This is a genomic window from Erwinia typographi (genome assembly GCF_000773975.1).
Taxonomy (GTDB): domain Bacteria; phylum Pseudomonadota; class Gammaproteobacteria; order Enterobacterales; family Enterobacteriaceae; genus Erwinia; species Erwinia typographi.
The window spans coordinates 19,145-35,514 of sequence record NZ_JRUQ01000027.1 but is presented as its reverse complement, the minus strand read 5'-3'; the positions used below and the strand labels follow the sequence as shown (position 1 = coordinate 35,514).

Below are 16,370 nucleotides of genomic sequence, written 5' to 3'. Positions count from 1 at the left end.
TAAAGTCTGGATACTCTCGTCTCGCAAAGCGATCGACCATAAACTAACGCACAAATGGTTAAAGTCGCCTATCCGTATGTTTTTACATGAATTTAACATGGAAAGGGTAAAATATAAGCATTTTTTATAACCACTGGTTATTAAAACCCCTTTTAAGGTTAAAGTATCCCAACAAAAGATTATTAGCAGACTATTAATTTTTTACGTTATCAGATCTATACTTCTTTTCGTGATGAAAATCACACTATGCAAAAAGATAAAAACATACTCCGAGGAAATAACCATGAACATTAAAAATAGTATTGCGGCTTTATCCGTCCTTTCCGCGCTGTCATTTGGTGCTTTTGCAGCTGAATCTGTCAACGCGGATCAGGCGCAAAATCTGCAATCAGTCGGCACGATCACCGTTAGCGGCACAGCAGGTTCACCGATGGAAATTAACCAGCAGCTGAACCAGAAAGCGGACGCGAAGGGTGCGAAGGCTTACCGCGTTATAGAGGCTTATAACGAAGGTAACTACCATGCGACGGCAGAACTGTACAAATAAGCAATAAAGACGCAGCAAGAAACGAAAACAAGGGTAACCCCAAGAATAATAATCGCTTTTTAGCCCTTTCGGTTACCCCTCAACCCTATATGGAGCATCGATCATGAAAACCAAATTAGCTATCGCAGTACTGGGCCTGGCCTCCGTTCTCTCTTTCGGCGCCAGCGCCGCGAATCTCGTAACCAACCAGCAGGCTACAGAACAAAATCTGCAGTCAATGGGCACCATCAGCGTCAGTGGGATTGACGGCGTCCCTACCGATATCCGTCAGGAGCTTTCTCAGAAAGCGGATCGTCAGGGCGCCAGCTCTTATCGTGTGATTGAGGCCTATAACAACGGCAACTACCACGCAACCGCAGAGCTGTATAAATAACAGAAACAATAAAAATGCCGGTGAATGCGTGTAGTCGACGCGCATACCCCCTCCACCGGTTTTTGCCACTGCTACATCTGTAAGCTATTCCTCGTCAGTATGACGAACCCTTTGGCCCCGCTCGCCGGGGCCTTTTTTTATGCCTGCGGTTAGCGAACGTTAAAGCGGAGCTGCCCTTCCAACTCTTCCTCTGCCTCATCGAATAGCAGGATTAGCGCCCCGTAACGCCGCTTCTGTCCCGTTCCCAGATGAATAAACTCCACCTCAAGCGGTAACGGCAACGCGGTTACCGCTTCCCACAAGCTGTCCAGATCCGTCACGTTCAAATCGGCCAGAGCAAAGCGTTCGCTGAACTGGCGGTAGAAATGCGCCCGATCGACAATTTCATCAAAATCAAAAGTCTCTGTTCTCATGCTGGCCGCTCCACGAGGCACATGGTTGGGCGGCGTGCGCCGCCCATTACGTTACAGCCCCCCGATGTGCAGGGCTTTCACTTCTAAAAATTCCTCCAGGCCCAGTACCGAGCCTTCGCGCCCCAGGCCGGACTCTTTCACGCCGCCGAACGGCGCCAGTTCGGTGGAAACGGCACATTCGTTGATCCCGACCATGCCACTCTCCAGAGCGGCCGAAACGCGGAACACTCGCTGAAGATTTTGCGTATAAAAATAGGCAGCCAGGCCAAACTCGGTGTCGTTCGCCCGGCGAATGACCTCATCCTCTTGCTCAAAACGGAAGCAGGCCGCCACCGGACCGAACGTTTCCTCTTTCGCCAGCTTCATCTGCTCATTGGCTTCCGCTATCACCGTCGGCTGCCAGAAATTGCCGCCAAGCGCGTGTCGTGCGCCGCCAGCAACGATTTTACCCCCGTGCGCCACCGCATCTTTAACGTGCTCTTCCACCTTCTCAAGCGCAGAAGCTTCAATCAGCGGCCCGACGATAACGCCCTCTTCCACGCCATTTCCCACCTTCAGCCTGTTCACTTCCTCCGCCAGCTGGCTGACAAAGCGGTCATACACGCTGTTGTGGATGTAGAAGCGGTTAACGCTGACGCAGACCTGCCCGGCATTGCGGAATTTATTGGCAATGGCCCCCTTCACTGCAGCATCAATATCAGCATCTTCAAACACGATATAAGGTGCATTGCCCCCCAGCTCCATCGACACTTTTTTCATCGTCTCCGCCGCATTTCGCATCAGCAGCTTGCCGACGGCTGTCGAGCCGGTGAAGGAGATTTTTCTGACCGTTTTACTGGCCATAATCGCCTCGCTGATCGCCTGGGTATCGCCCGCGACGGCATTTAATACGCCGTCCGGGACGCCAGCTTTCTTCGCCAGCGCCAGCAGCGCAAAAGCCGACAGCGGCGTATTGTTGGCCGGTTTAATCACCCCGGTACAGCCCGCCGCCAGGGCCGGACCGAGCTTACGAGTCAGCATGGCCATCGGGAAGTTCCAGGGAGTAATGGCCGCGACCACCCCAACAGGCTCGCGCGTGGCGAGGATGCGGGACCCCGCTTTCGCAGGCGGAATAATTTCCCCATTGGCGCGCTTGGCCTGCTCAGCGAACCACTGAATGAAGCTGGCCGCGTATTCAACTTCGCCTTCGGCTTCCTTCACTGGCTTGCCCTGCTCGGCGGTCATCAGCTGCCCCAGCCAGGTCTTATTGTCGATTATCAGCTGATACCAGCGGTTGAGGATTTCGCTGCGCTCTTTCGCCGTTCTGGCGCGCCAGGTGGGGAACGCTTTCGCGGCGGCGGCAATTGCCTTTTCCGTTTCCTCTTTACCGGCCTTTGCCACCTGAGCAATGACTTCGCCCGTGGCGGGGTTGAGTACGTCAAAAGTGGACGAGCAGCGTTGCCACTGGCCATCAGCAAAATAGCCAGTCTGAAATAGTTCGTGATCCTGAAGCAATAAGGTACTCATCGTCGTCTCCTGAGTGGTTTGCCATCCTGATACAATAAGTATAGATGGCACACTTTATCCCTGTATGAACCCGTCAGAGAGAAACGTGAATGGGAAAGCGCTGATAGCGTAACGTATCAGCGTAAAGTCAGATTTGGACGAGCGTGTTCTGGTACTTTTTCAGCATTAGCGCCAGTCGGTGAACCGGTTCGGTCACGCTTAGCGGCGCTTCGTAATCGCGGAGTTTTTGCTGGTAAATGTCCAGCTCGGCCAGCAGCCGCAGGAAGTAGTGCAGCCGTCTGGCATCACTTCTGGCGGCAATCACCCGGTCGGCAGTATGGCGCAGCTGCTTATGGTAAGCGGACAGGTCAGCATTAACCGGGATCTCCGCATTGCGCAGGCGCTGATGACCAATGATCAGCGTCAGGGCAATGCGGTACTTATTGATGTCGCCAGGGAACATATTCAGCAACATAAAAAGCTGATGATAGAGGACGGGTAAATGGTTTTCGCGGCGGCGCGCCTGATTGGTGGTCATCGCTGACACCGCCGCATACATAAAGCGGTTAAGCAGGATACGACCGGTACGGGCTTTCGATTTGTCGCGGATTAATAAAATCACCATCAGCGCGAGGAAGCAGCCAATGGCCTGCCCCAGCGCATTATCCAGAAAGGTGCTGATGTTGAAGGTCATCGGGTTATCGAGGGTAAGAATGTTAATGGTGCCCACCAGCGCACCCAGCGTGCCGATCTGGCGGCGCTGAATAAGAATCCCGCCAATAAACGCCATCACGCCAAGCGCAATGCAGAGCAGCAGCATACTTTGCTGGGTGCTGGGCATGATCACCACGTAATAGAGCGATCCTAACGGGATCGCCACGGTCATGCCGTAAAGGAAATCCTTAGCCATCATTAACGGGTTGGGCATACGCATCGCCAGCGCGGTGATCACCGCCAGCATGACCACCACGCCGCTGCCCGAGTTCCACCCGGTCCACAGCCAGAAAAGTGAACCAACGGCCGTGGCGACAAAGGTTCTGACCCCATTGATCACTGCGTGACGAGATTCGGCAGAACGCATTTTTACCACCGGCTCTTCGTCCAGCACCTCCTGCTCGATACGGCTGATGCTGCTGTTGGTGTGGATCCCCTTGAGCAACAGAAGGTAGCGCGTGGCGGCAACCACCCAGTTCTGGATGGTCACCGGCGTGTTTTTACTGCCGCTGCTGGTGATAACCCGCCGCATGATCTTCATCCGCTTATGCATGTCGCCGATGTTCTGCACCGGCTTGTCAAAGAAGATATGAAACTGCGACGGCACATACTCCTTGCGGCTGTTCTGGATCAGAAACGTTTCGGCCGCCTGGGTAATGAGCGTCAGCGAAAGGGTATTCAGCGCGCGCATACGCCGATCAATCTTTTGCCAGCGGCTGGATTCCATCATCAGGTTGCTGCGCATACCGTTCAGCGCGGAGGTACGGCGAACCAGTCCCGTCCAGACTTTGTCGACCTCTTCCCTGTCAGCACGCGCGACGCAAAGCTGCATCAGCTTGTACTGATCGACCAGCAGCGTGTCGATTTCCCGGTCGATGTCCTGCTTGATGGAGCGAGGCGAAAACAGCATATCGGCAAGGATAGCGCAGACGATACCGATGATAATTTCACTGCATCGCTCAACCGCAAACTGCGGAGCCAGCAGAACCGATCCGTTGGCATCCACGCTGACCACAATAATCAGAGCCGTATAGCCAGCCAGGCCCAGCGCATAGGAGTTTTCGATTTTAATCAGGGAAGAGAGCCAGACGCAAAACCCGGCCCAGAGGCAGCAGAGCAGCAGCATCACCACCGGCGCCCTGATGGTCGCGATCATAATAACCAGCGCGGCGAAACAGCCCAGGAAGGTGCCGATGATACGCAACATCCCACGATAGCGCAGCGCCCCTGAGAAGGGATCGCCGCCCGCGGCAAAAGCGGTTCCGCCTGCCACGATACAGGCGGTCATCACCGCCCAGCGGGGCGTTTCAAGATTAAAATGGAAGCCGACCAGCAGCGACAGCACGATGGCGAAGGTCAGCTTGATCGGGAACCGCAAACGGTGCCACTGCATCATGGGCCCCAGCTTAGCCAAACTCGCGCAGGCGATGCATCAGCTTCATTAGCGGCGACATATTTTCAGGCTTGCGATCTTCCGCTCCGGTCACCACGACCGTAGCCGTAGTCCCTGAAGGATAGAGGTTGCCCTGCTGCGCATCCAGACGGATACGCACCGGCACGCGCTGGGCCAGACGCACCCACTCAAGGTTGGAATCGATAGTCGCCATACCCTTGCTGTCGATAGTGCTGCTGCTGTTGGTAACCCCGGCCGCGATGCTGTCAACCGTGCCGTGAAGCACGCGGTTGCTGCCCAGCGGGGTAATTTCCACACGGTAGCCAGGGCGCACGCCTTCCAGCTTGGTCTCTTCCATATAGGCCAGCACGTAGAAGGTATGCTGCTTAACCAACGCAACCGCCGTCGATCCCCGCGTAATAAATTCCCCGCGATAGACGTTGAGGTTGGTGACCCAGCCGTCCGATGGCGCTTTCACCACGGTACGCTCCAGATCCAGTTTGGCGGTAGCCTCAGTGGCGACGGCCTTTGCCAGCTGATGAACCGAGGTCTGATAATCATTGTTGGACTGATCGATGGCTTCACGGGACATGGCGGACACGCCCAGCTGGTTACGGCGCGTCGCTTCCTTACGCTTCTCGTTTACCAGTGCCTGGTAATAAGCCACATCCGCTTCCGCTTCATCTAAAGCCTGCTGGTAGCGGGGTTGATCGACCACAAACAGCACCTGGTCTTTTTTCACCAGTTGGTTGTCCTGAACGCGTACATCGGAAATCAGACCGCTGACGTCAGGGGCAATCGCCACCACGTCAGCCGTGAATTTGGCATCGCGCGTCCAGGGGGATTCGGTATAGAACACCCACGCGCGGAAAATAACGATTACGGCGATGATAACCAGAATAAAAGTTATGGCGTATCGGGCAATTTTTGTTGTTAGCGCTTTCACTATGACCTCAGACGAACAATCGGGAAACCAGGTAAAACAGGCAGCAGTAGAGTGCCGTATTAAACAGTGCAGGATGCCAGACCAGGTCATAGATCCCGGTGGGCGTTAGCAGGCGACGCACCAGCCAGAACAGCATCAGTGACACAATGATTTCAAAGAATATGGGCGGAAAGGAGAGCCCAAATATCACAATAACCGGAAGCACACTCATCTTTTTTCCTTGTCGATCCCTCTTATCGGATGGACACCTTCTGGCAGACTTAAGCCACCTCCCTTCACTGGGGGGTGCTGTTTTACAGATTGATGATGATAGAGTATCAGACATGCTGTCAGATAATCATAACCGACGCCCATTGAATAATAGCGTATTCAGTAGCCAGCATGCTGGCGAGTTGAGTTACGGAAGGGTAACCCGGCAACGCTATAGTAACGCGCCTGACTATGTGTTTTCTACCTAATGTGATCTAAATCACTTTTAAGCCAGGGTTAATAATGGAAAGACTGAAGGGCATGTCCGTCTTCGCACGGGTGGTGGAACTGGGCTCCTTTACCGCGGCGGCCCACCGGCTACAGATGAGCGTCTCGGCGGTAAGCCAGACTGTCGCCAGGCTGGAAGATGAGCTCCAGGTAAAATTATTAAATCGCAGTACCCGCAGTATCGGGCTGACGGAAGCGGGAAGGATCTACTTTCAGGGTTGCCGCCGAATGATGTCTGAAGCTCAGCATGTTCATGAACAACTTTATGCCTTTAATAACACGCCGGTAGGAACCTTACGCATCGGTAGCTCGTCGACCATGGCGCAGAACGTGCTGGCCAATATGACGGCGGAGATGCTGAAAGAGTATCCGGGGTTGACGGTGAACCTGGTGACCGGCAGCCCGGCCCCCGATCTGATCGCCGACGGGCTGGATTTGGCGATCCGCGTTGGCGTGCTGCAGGATTCCAGCCTGTTTTCTCGTCGGCTCGGGTCGATGCCGATGGTGGTCTGCGCAGCGAAAAGCTATCTGGCGCAGCACGGCACGCCGGAGAAACCCGCCGATGTCAGCAAATTCTCCTGGCTGGAGTATAGCGTCCGCCACGATAATGATTTTGAACTGACCTCCCCGGAAGGCATTTCCATCCGCCTCTCTCCGCAGGGACGCTTCGCCACTAACGACTCGCAAACGCTGATTCGCTGGCTGGTTGCAGGTTCGGGCATTGCTTACGTGCCGTTGATGTGGGTGATTGATGAGATTAACGCCGGACGGGTCGAAATCCTGTTTGCCCGCTATCAGTCCGCGCCCCGACCGGTTTATGCGGTGTACACGCAGAAAGATAAGCTGCCGCTGAAGGTTCAGGTGTGCATCAATTATCTGACGGAGTATTTCGCCAAAATGACGGATATTTATCAGGAATCGCGGCAATAGCCGTGGGAGACAGAAAGGCTTTAACTCAGTTCTGTGGGGATGTTAAAAACGGGGCAAAACATTTTGCCCCGTCCTGCCATCAAGCCGTGCCGCCAACCGTCAGCCGATCCAGCTTCAGCGTTGGCTGACCCACCCCAACCGGCACGCTCTGCCCCTCTTTGCCACAGACGCCAACGCCCTTATCCAGCGCCAGATCGTTACCAACCATTGAGATCTGCTGCATCGCTTCGATACCGGAGCCAATCAGCGTAGCGCCTTTCACCGGCCGGGTGACTTTCCCCTTCTCAATCAGATAAGCCTCTGAGGTAGAGAATACGAATTTTCCGGAAGTGATATCCACCTGGCCGCCGCCAAAGTTCGGCGCATACAGGCCATACTCCACGCTTTCGATAATATCCTGCGGCGTGGATTTACCGGCCAGCATGTAGGTATTGGTCATGCGCGGCATCGGCAGGTGCGCGTAAGATTCACGGCGACCATTTCCGGTTGGGTTTACACCCATCAGCCGCGCATTGAGCTTGTCCTGCATATAACCTTTGAGAATACCGTTCTCAATCAGCACGTTATATTGACCCGGCACGCCTTCATCATCCACGGCCAGCGAACCGCGTAAACCTTCAATCGTGCCGTCGTCTACCACCGTGCACAGCTCAGAAGCCACCAGTTGCCCCATCTGCCCGCTGAAGACCGAAGTACCGCGTCGGTTGAAATCGCCTTCCAGCCCGTGGCCTACCGCTTCATGCAGCAGCACGCCCGGCCAGCCAGCGCCCAGCACAACCGGAATGGTCCCTGCCGGGGCCGCTACGGCGCTCAGGTTGACCAATGCCATGCGCACCGCTTCACGCGCCCAGGCTTCCGCCCGCGTTTCACCAGACTCATCGGCCAGGAAAAACTCATAGCCATAGCGGCCGCCGCCGCCGCTTGAGCCCCGTTCGCGCTTGCCGTCTTCTTCAACCTGAACGCTAACGGAGAGGCGAACCAGCGGGCGAACGTCGGTTGCCAGCGTGCCGTCGGTGGCGGCAACGAGGATCAGCTCATAAACGCCGGTCAGGCTGGCGCTGACTTCCTGCACGCGCTTATCTGCCGCGCGAGCCGCGCTATCCACCCGGTGCAGCAGGGCAATTTTTTCTTCACGGCTCAGGCTTTGCAGCGGATCGAGCGTGGAATACAGAGAACGATGCACCACGGCGCCCAGGGTGTGTGATTTACCATTCCCCTGCTCACGAACGATGCTGCGGGCCGCCGTTGCGCTCTGGGTCAGGGCATTGAGCGTGATCTGATCCGCGTAGGCAAAACCGGTTTTCTCACCGCTGACGGCGCGCACGCCGACGCCCTGGTCGATATTCCACGAGCCATCTTTAATGATGCGGTCTTCCAGCACCCAGGATTCGTGATAGCTGGACTGGAAATAGAGGTCGGCGTAATCCAGCTTACGTTCAGATAACTGGCCGAGAAGGGAAAAGAGATCCTGTTGATTAATGCTGTTAGCAGTTAGTAACTGCTCACTTACCAGATTCAGACTCATGTATTCTCGCTCTGTTTGAATGAGCCAGTCACTGCTGGCATCGCATTGCTATAGCCTGAGGCAATTCCCCGGTCACGTCAAATTCACTTCGCGCTCTTTTCCGCCGGTTTACGCAGGACTTCGTCGATCTGCGGTTTATCGACAGGGCCGGAAATATGGTAACGCAGCACCGAAATTTTGTTCCACAGGGGACCAAGAACTTTGCTGGCAGCAAACACGGCAGCCCCCACCACCGGGTTAACGGCAAAGGCGGCGGCAACGCCAACGGTGGCCGAAATTTCCGGCGCTACCACGGCTTCCATATCGATCTGCCGCTTCACGAGGTCCACCTTGCCTTTCATCGCGATATCGGCCTCCAGACCATCCACCAGCAGGTTGTCGGTATGCATCACGCCTTTATCAATCCAGGCGGTGCCGCCGATGGAGTCGTAATAGAAGCCCTGACTGAATGTATCGCTGAAGTCCAGCCGAAGCTTGCGCAGCAGCGCATCAAAGCTGACCAGACGCAGCAGCTGGCCCGCCCGTCCGGTGTTCACGTCGGCAATCTGCCCCGCGCCAAAATGCGTTTTCAGCACGCCGCTCAGGGTAGCCTCGGAAGGCTGCCACGGCGCGGACTGCCAGTGAAGATCGTATTCGGTTCTGAACGAAGAGTCGCGTAGCGGGGTGTTAATGCCAAACCAGTTGGTCGCATCATTGATTTTCTTGCCGCTCAGCACGCCTTTCAGCGCGGTACGCTGCGCTCCAGCGCGATTAACCCATTCGCCTTCCACCGTCAGGCGGGAATTTCCGCTATCGATCAGGCCATTTTTCAGGGTCAAGGTATCGCTGGTATGGCTGAGATTGGCCGCCATGCGGCCAAACTTCTGCCCGCGCAGCCAGCATTCATCGCAGGTTAACGTCAGGGCTGGCCAGTGGCTGAAATCAATCGCCGCGTCACCGGCAGGCAGAGGTGAACTGCCTGCCGAGGCCGCCCACTCAGGATTGTAATAGAGGTAATTGAGGTGAGCAGTCCACGCCGAGCGTTGGTTCATTTTCAGCGTGCCGTTAATTTCCTTACCTTTGGCCTGAATCTGGGTCTCTCCCGATACGCCTTCGCTAAGCGTGGCTTCCAGATCCTGCCATTGCTGCCCTCCCAAGGTCAGGGATGGCGTACGCAGGGTGATATTGCCGGGAATATAAGCCGGGCTTTTGGGGTTTTGCACCGCTGACGAGACGCCAGTATTTTTGCCAGCGCCCTGGCTATTCATCAGGCTCAGCCAGGCTTCGCCATCCAGCGGCGGCAGATTCAGCACCATGCCGTTGGCGGCAGGAAGTGCAGGCGTACTTTTTGCGTCGTTCTCCCAGATGCCGCGATCGACCCGTAGCTGTTTGCCCAGCAGCCACTGGCTGTTGAAACGATGGCTATTGCCCACTACGCCACTCAGGGTAAAGCTACTGAGGTTTCCTTTGGCAGCCACCTTGATTGGCATTGCCGTACTCCGCTGTTTATCAAGCGGAGAAGGTAAGTGACTACTTACATTTTTCAGATCGCCGTCCAGCGAGACCTGGTAATCAGCGCTGCCGTTATGCGGTAAATTGATCGCAACGTTGCTCTTCCAGCTGGCGGTTCCCTCCAGTTTTTGCCGCAGCGGCGCAGGAATAACGTCCATTTTCCCCGGCTGCCAGTCGCCTTTCAAATCGACAGCAATCTGATAGTTCTTCTCGCCCTCAAGAGTATTGAAGCTGACGTCCAGCGGCTGACCGAACCAGTTTCCTGTCATCGGGCCACTTTTAAGATCGCCATTATCGTAGGTGAAACGCCCGCTCAGCTGCCTGATAGTGCTTTCCAGCGGCTTGATGAACAGGGTGTTATTGTTCATATTCACATCGCCAGTCGCCCTGACCAGCTCGCCATCCAGCGGGATATCCAGATGTAAGTGACCACTCACATCTCCGCCGACCTGGAGTTCATCGAGTGCGGCACCGAGCGAATGCTTAAGCGGCGTCTGATTGAAGTAGTCGCCGACGTCCTTTCCTGCGCCGCTGATATCGCCATCAATAATCAGCTTCTCTTTCAGGTAATCCGGGATAACGGCGGAGATATTTTTACCCTCAACCTGCCCCAGCCTGGTCCGTTCAGCCTTCATAAACAGCCCGTCGTTAACAAAATCGAGATTAATATCGAGATTTTGCAGATCGGGCCAGCCCGGCTGGAACTGATAGGTGGACTGCTTGAGCGGCACCCAAACCTCAAACATCCCCTCATTATGCTTGAACGGGAAAAGATGCGGGTTGCCGGCAAAAATCAGCGAGGCATTTTGCACCTGGCCCCCTTTGATCGCTCCGCTAAGGTAGTCCACCAGCGACTTGCCCATCAGCGGTTCGGGGAAGTAGCGCCAGGCATCCCCGGCGTCAGTAACGTTGATACCGGCGAGGATGTCCAGCCGGGGGGGCGAATCTTTAGGCTGGGAGTAGGTAAAGTCGCCTTTGGCCCACAGCGAGCGGGCCTTCACGTCAAGCTGGCGCCCTGCGAGGGTAAAGTGGTCGTTGGCGTACTGCCAGTTAAGCGCCCCGCTGGCCTGCTGAATCTCTAACGGCGCGCGGAACATCGTCCCGTAAGGCAGGCTGGCATCGCTGACGTTAAAATCTACCCGTCCGTTAGCCACACCGCCGGACAGAGTGCCGTTAAAATGCGCCATTCCCGGCAGCAGCTCCCAGTGTTGCCAGCTCAGATCCTGCCATTTTGCCAGGAAGCGGCTCTGCTCGGGCTGCTCCACTGGAATATCCACCGCCAGCGCGGTCAGTCGGCCTTTCGGCTGTAGCTCGCGCCAGTTTTCCAGCAGCGTCGGCGTCAGCTTCGCAAACAGGGGAAGCAGCGGATCGAGACGCTCCAGATCCAGCTGCGTGGCGCGAACGCGAACCTCTTCGTTGTGGTTCGGACCAGGCAGGATACCGTTTTCCGGCTGCCACAGGATCGAGAGCTGCCCTTTCGGCCAGGCCTGTCCATCGGTCACCAGGTTGGTTTGCGGCAGTTCGATACTCCAGCCGCTGTTAAAGCGGGCGATATGCGCGGTAACGTCATCAACGGTAAGGTGGTGCTGCTGACTGTCGCCCTGCCAGCTCGCCCCGCCTTTTTTCAGTTGAATATCGCCGTCATAGATTTCCCCCTCTTTCAGGCTCATCCATGCCGCCAGACTGAACCGCGCGCTGCTGAGGCTGGTATTATCCCGCATCCACTGCCCCAGCCACGGCTTCACGTCCACATCGTCAGCCTGCATCCAGACGCGGCCGGTATCCAGATAGCCGTTGCTGTCGCTCAAATCGAGGCGAACCTGAACTTCGCCATGCTGGCCGGTGAAGCTGGAAAGATTAACCAGCCCTTCCGCGCGGTGGCGGTTCTTTTCATTAAGCCAGGTTAGCTGAGGGATATCCAACCTGGCCCGCTGCCCGGAGAGGGTGACAAAGCTGATTTGGCTGTCACGCAGATCGAAATGATCGAACTGACGCAGGAAAAGATCGCTGAATTTGCCCGGTTCCAGCTGCAATTTCTCGCCATCGCCCGAGGTCAACGGCTGGCTGGTCGCCAGGTTAAGCTGATAAAAAGTGAGGTTGCGAAACTGCCAGCGCAAATGCAGCATCGACTGCCAGATATCCAGCGCCAGAGTAATGCGGTCGGCCTTGAGGTCGTCACCCTCTTTCAGGCTGACGTGCAGACCTTTAATCTCCAGCACCGGACCGAAATTTTCCCAGCTGCCGTTGATCGCGCTCGCCTGAACCGGCATCCCGGCTAGCGCAGAAACCTTATCGAGCAGCGGCTGACGCCAGCTGTTGAGGTGAGGCATCGCCAGACGCAACCCGCTGACCAGCAGCGCAATCACCACTACGATGGTTGCGCCAGTTAGCAGAAGGATTCCCGGCAGTCTCCTCACGCACTTCTCCTGGTGCCAGTCACATCATGACCACGTCAAACTGCTCCTGGGTATAGAGCGGTTCAATCTGAATTTTAACCTGCTTACCGACAAAAATTTCCACTTCGGCCAGCGCATGTGACTCGTCGGTCTTCAGCGCCTCGCCCACCGCTGGCGACACGTAGACCAGGAAACGATCCGAGTCGTAGGCATGATGCACGCGAACAATCTCACGCATGATTTCGTAGCAGACGGTTTCTACCGTTTTCAGCGTGCCGCGCCCTTTACAAACCGGGCAATCCTGGCAAAGAACGTGCTCGATACTTTCCCGCGTGCGCTTGCGCGTCATCTCCACCAGCCCAAGCTGGGAAAAGCCGTGGATGCCGGTTTTTACCCGATCCTTGCTCAACGCCTGCTCCAGCGAGTGCAGCACTCTTCGACGGTGGTCTTCATTGGTCATATCAATGAAGTCGATAATGATAATTCCGCCGAGGTTACGCAAGCGTAGCTGCCGGGCAATCGCCTGCGTGGCCTCAATGTTGGTGTTGAAGATGGTCTCATCAAGGTTACGGTGGCCGACAAAGGCCCCGGTATTGATGTCAATGGTGGTCATCGCTTCGGTTTGGTCGATGATCAGATAGCCGCCCGACTTCAGCTCAACTTTACGATCCAGCGAGCGCTGGATTTCGTTTTCAACGTCAAACAGATCGAAGATCGGCTGCTTGCCCGTGTACAGCTCCAGTTTTGCGGTCATTTCCGGGATATATTCGCCGGTGAATTCCACCAGCTGCTCATAGGACAGGCGGGAGTCAATGCGGATACGATCCAGCGCCGCGCCAGCAAAATCACGCAGGATACGCTGGGATAACGCCACTTCGCCGTACAGGCGGCAGCGGGTCTGATTGCGCTTTCTGCGCTCAATAACCTTGGTCCACAAGCGCTTAAGAAAGGCCGCGTCGGAAGCCAGTTCACCTTCCCCAACGCCTTCAGCAGCGGTGCGAATAATATAGCCGCCCAGCTCGTCGCAGTAGGAAGAGACCACTTTTTTAAGGCGATCGCGCTCGGCTTCACTTTCAATGCGCTGAGAGACGCCCACATGCGAGGCGCCGGGCATAAACACCAGATAGCGGGACGGAAGGGTAATGTCGGTAGTCAGGCGCGCGCCTTTAGTACCCAGCGGATCTTTCACCACCTGAACCACCAAATCCTGGCCCTGGCGAACCAGCTCGGAGATATCGCGCACCGAAAAGTTTTTCTGTTCGTCGCCCGCAACGCATTCCGTATGGGGCATGATATCGGAGGCATGCAGGAATGCCGCCTTCTCAAGACCTATATCGACAAAGGCGGCCTGCATTCCCGGCAGCACCCGGCTAACGCGCCCTTTGTAGATATTGCCTACGATCCCCCGGCGGGCCTCACGCTCAATATGGATTTCCTGCAGTATGCCGCCATCAATATAGGCAACCCGCGTTTCCGAAGGAGTGATATTTACCAGCAGCTCAGCGGTCATGTTGCTCCCTTACTTCCCGCAGTGATTGAAAATGGCTGAACAACTCGGCGGTTTCCACCAGCGGCAGCCCGACAACGGCATGATAGCTTCCGTTAATTTTGCGGACAAAATTGCCGCCCATCCCCTGAATGCCATAGGCTCCGGCTTTGTCCATCGGCTCACCGCTGGCAACGTAGGCGGCGATATCCCCGGCGGTCAGGGTACGAAAAGTGACTTCCGTCACCACCAGGCAGTCAAGCGTGCGCCGGGTATCGGCCAGCGCGACGGCGGTCATCACCAGATGTGTCTGTCCGGAGAGTTTAGCCAACATTTCCGCTGCGGCAGTCTCATCGGCCGGTTTTTCCAACACGGCATCATTTAGCACGACTATAGTATCAGCGCCCAGCACCGGAAGGTCCTGAGCGGCCACAGCGACCCCGGCCCGGGCTTTTTCGCAGGCGAGGCGGCGAACGTACTGTTCGGCCCGTTCGTCCGGTCTTTTTTGTTCTTCTACTTGAGTGGAAAGGCGTTCAAAGCGCAGGCCAAGCTGCGTAAGCAGCTCGCGACGACGAGGAGAACCAGAGGCCAGATAAAGGGATACCATAATCTTCCTTATTGTACGGCAAACTGGCGGCGTATTTTTCTCATCAGTAAGAACAGCCAGGGCCAGAGGATACCGTCTATTACGCTGCTCCAGAAAATTTCAGGGCGGAACGAGACGTTTATCACTAAAAACTCAACCCAGAATACAATGACATCCATAGCCAGGGACAGCACCATTACCATCAGCGCCTGCTGCCAGAGCGCAAGGTTACGGAACAGCTGGAATTTGAACGCCACCAGATAAGCCACGATGCTGAATGCCAGAGCACGCACGCCCAGCGTCGAACCAGAGATGAGATCCAGTATAGATCCCATCACAAAGCCCGTGCCAACATTCGCGCGATGAGGCAGCGCCAGCACCCAGTAAATCAGGATCAGCAGCAGCCACGAGGGCCTGAACATGTAGATTTGTTCCGGCCAGGGCATAATTTGCAGAACCAGCGCGACCAGGAACGAGAGCCAGATAACCCAACGTCCATGGCTGCGATAGTTACTCAAGGCTGGCCTCCGCGGGCGGCAGGATCGGCCTGACGAGGGGAAGCTGGCACCACGGCGGGCGCGATCTGGCCTTGCGTAGCCTGACCAGCAGGCTGCCCCGGAGCGGGCGGCCCCATCAGTTCGCTGGCGGCAGGCAATACCTGCGGCATCATCTGCATCAAACGCTCGTTTGCCACGCGATGCACTTCATTTGGCGCCATGGGCATGGTGCCGTTACGATCGGCTCCCCACAGCAGAAGCAGGTAGCGCAGGCGCTGCAAACCGGCGGCAGGTCGGGCCTGAATAACGGTATACGCGCGCTGGGTGTCCAGCTTGACCGAGGAAACTACGCCAACCGGGTAGCCTTCCGGGAAACGGCCGCCCAGCCCGGAAGTCACCAATACGTCGCCCTCGCGGATATCCGTGTTGCCAGGCAGATGCTCCAGCTGAAGATCTTCGGTGCAGCCGTTGCCCGCCGCAATCACGCGGATGTCATTACGCAGCACCTGAATGGGTAAAGCATGGGAAGAATCACAAATCAGCATCACGCGGCTGGTGATTTTACCGACGGCGACCACCTGACCGACCACGCCCTTATCGCTGATGACCGGCTGGCCTTCGTAAACGCCGTTCATACTGCCTTTATCAATCACCACCTGATCGGTGTAGGGATCGGTCCCCGTAGAGATCACCTGAGTGACCATCTTATGCTCGTCCTGACGCAGCGGTGAACCGAGGAGCTCGCGCAGGCGCGCATTTTCCTGCTTAAACTGCCCCAGCATTAACAGTTCGCTGTTCTTCAGCATCAGCTCGCGCTGCAGGCCTTTATTTTCCAGTTCTAGCTGCTGGCGGGAGGCCAGTGTTTCAGAAACACTGTCCAGAATTTGACGTGGCCCGTTGGCCAGAAAATAGAATGGGCTGACCGCCGTGTCCATATAGGTGCGTATCTGGCTGAAAGCGCCCATACGACTGTCGGCGATAATCACGCCTATGGCCACAATAACCGCTAAAAATAAGCGTAATTGCAGGGAAGGCCCCCTGCTGAAGATCGGCTTCATAAACTCGGCGTATTCCTCGACATCTTGAAAAAGGAGTGTAGAACCAGGCTTGC

The 16,370-nt window shown here is 56.0% G+C and carries 14 protein-coding genes; 3 read left to right on the top strand and 11 right to left on the bottom strand.

Features of this window, described 5'->3' with window-relative positions; genetic code table 11:
* The first annotated feature begins 283 nt into the window (after positions 1-283).
* On the top strand, positions 284-547 hold the full coding sequence (yhcN, locus tag NG99_RS07485) for a peroxide/acid stress response protein YhcN (RefSeq protein WP_034890378.1): 264 nt from the start codon (positions 284-286) through the stop codon (positions 545-547).
* A 103-nt stretch (positions 548-650) separates the two neighbouring features.
* Positions 651-920, top strand: a complete 270-nt coding sequence (gene yhcN, locus NG99_RS07480; protein WP_034890376.1) for a peroxide/acid stress response protein YhcN — start codon at positions 651-653, stop codon at positions 918-920.
* A gap of 149 nt (positions 921-1,069) precedes the next feature.
* Here the strand turns inward: yhcN (NG99_RS07480) and NG99_RS07475 are convergent, their stop codons facing one another.
* The 5 genes from NG99_RS07475 to aaeX form a co-directional block, all read right to left on the bottom strand.
* Positions 1,070-1,333 carry a barstar family protein gene (locus NG99_RS07475; RefSeq protein WP_034890374.1) on the bottom strand — a complete coding sequence of 88 codons (264 nt, stop codon included), beginning with the start codon at positions 1,331-1,333 and terminating at the stop codon, positions 1,070-1,072.
* A 51-nt stretch (positions 1,334-1,384) separates the two neighbouring features.
* Positions 1,385-2,839, bottom strand: a complete 1,455-nt coding sequence (locus tag NG99_RS07470) for an NAD-dependent succinate-semialdehyde dehydrogenase (protein WP_034890372.1) — start codon at positions 2,837-2,839, stop codon at positions 1,385-1,387.
* A 127-nt stretch (positions 2,840-2,966) separates the two neighbouring features.
* Positions 2,967-4,925: a p-hydroxybenzoic acid efflux pump subunit AaeB gene (gene aaeB / locus NG99_RS07465; protein ID WP_198138751.1), complete on the bottom strand. Its 1,959-nt coding sequence runs from the start codon at positions 4,923-4,925 to the stop codon at positions 2,967-2,969.
* A gap of 13 nt (positions 4,926-4,938) precedes the next feature.
* Positions 4,939-5,871, bottom strand: a complete 933-nt coding sequence (gene aaeA, locus NG99_RS07460; RefSeq protein WP_034890368.1) for a p-hydroxybenzoic acid efflux pump subunit AaeA — start codon at positions 5,869-5,871, stop codon at positions 4,939-4,941.
* Between the two features lie 7 nt (positions 5,872-5,878).
* Entirely contained in the window at positions 5,879-6,082 is a 204-nt protein-coding gene (gene aaeX / locus NG99_RS07455) for a p-hydroxybenzoic acid efflux pump operon protein AaeX (protein WP_034890367.1), read from the bottom strand.
* A 281-nt stretch (positions 6,083-6,363) separates the two neighbouring features.
* Here aaeX and aaeR point away from each other — a divergent pair, with 281 nt between their 5' ends.
* Positions 6,364-7,278 (top strand): HTH-type transcriptional activator AaeR, encoded by a 915-nt coding sequence (gene aaeR / locus NG99_RS07450; protein ID WP_034890365.1) that lies wholly within the window; start codon positions 6,364-6,366, stop codon positions 7,276-7,278.
* Positions 7,279-7,357: 79 nt separating this feature from the next.
* On the opposite strand, the gene tldD is transcribed toward aaeR, so the two are convergent.
* The 6 genes from tldD to mreC all read right to left on the bottom strand — a co-directional run bounded on the left by tldD (position 7,358) and on the right by mreC (position 16,317).
* A complete protein-coding gene (gene tldD / locus NG99_RS07445) occupies positions 7,358-8,803 on the bottom strand; it encodes a metalloprotease TldD (RefSeq protein ID WP_034890362.1) in 1,446 nt (481 codons plus the stop codon).
* A gap of 83 nt (positions 8,804-8,886) precedes the next feature.
* On the bottom strand, positions 8,887-12,711 hold the full coding sequence (gene yhdP / locus NG99_RS07440; RefSeq protein ID WP_034890359.1) for an AsmA2 domain-containing protein YhdP: 3,825 nt from the start codon (positions 12,709-12,711) through the stop codon (positions 8,887-8,889).
* A 19-nt stretch (positions 12,712-12,730) separates the two neighbouring features.
* Complete coding sequence (gene rng, locus NG99_RS07435) at positions 12,731-14,200, bottom strand: ribonuclease G (protein WP_034890357.1); 1,470 nt, start codon at positions 14,198-14,200, stop codon at positions 12,731-12,733.
* The gene (locus NG99_RS07430) at positions 14,190-14,783 is read right to left on the bottom strand and encodes a Maf family protein (RefSeq protein WP_034890354.1); all 594 of its coding nucleotides are present in this window, start codon (positions 14,781-14,783) and stop codon (positions 14,190-14,192) included. Before NG99_RS07430 ends, rng begins: the two co-directional genes overlap by 11 nt.
* Positions 14,784-14,791: 8 nt before the next feature.
* The gene (gene mreD / locus NG99_RS07425) at positions 14,792-15,280 is read right to left on the bottom strand and encodes a rod shape-determining protein MreD (RefSeq protein ID WP_034890351.1); all 489 of its coding nucleotides are present in this window, start codon (positions 15,278-15,280) and stop codon (positions 14,792-14,794) included.
* Positions 15,277-16,317, bottom strand: coding sequence for a rod shape-determining protein MreC (mreC, locus tag NG99_RS07420; protein ID WP_034890348.1), 1,041 nt, complete (start codon positions 16,315-16,317; stop codon positions 15,277-15,279). The genes mreD and mreC overlap by 4 nt, the downstream gene beginning before the upstream one ends.
* Between the last annotated feature and the right edge of the window lie 53 nt (positions 16,318-16,370).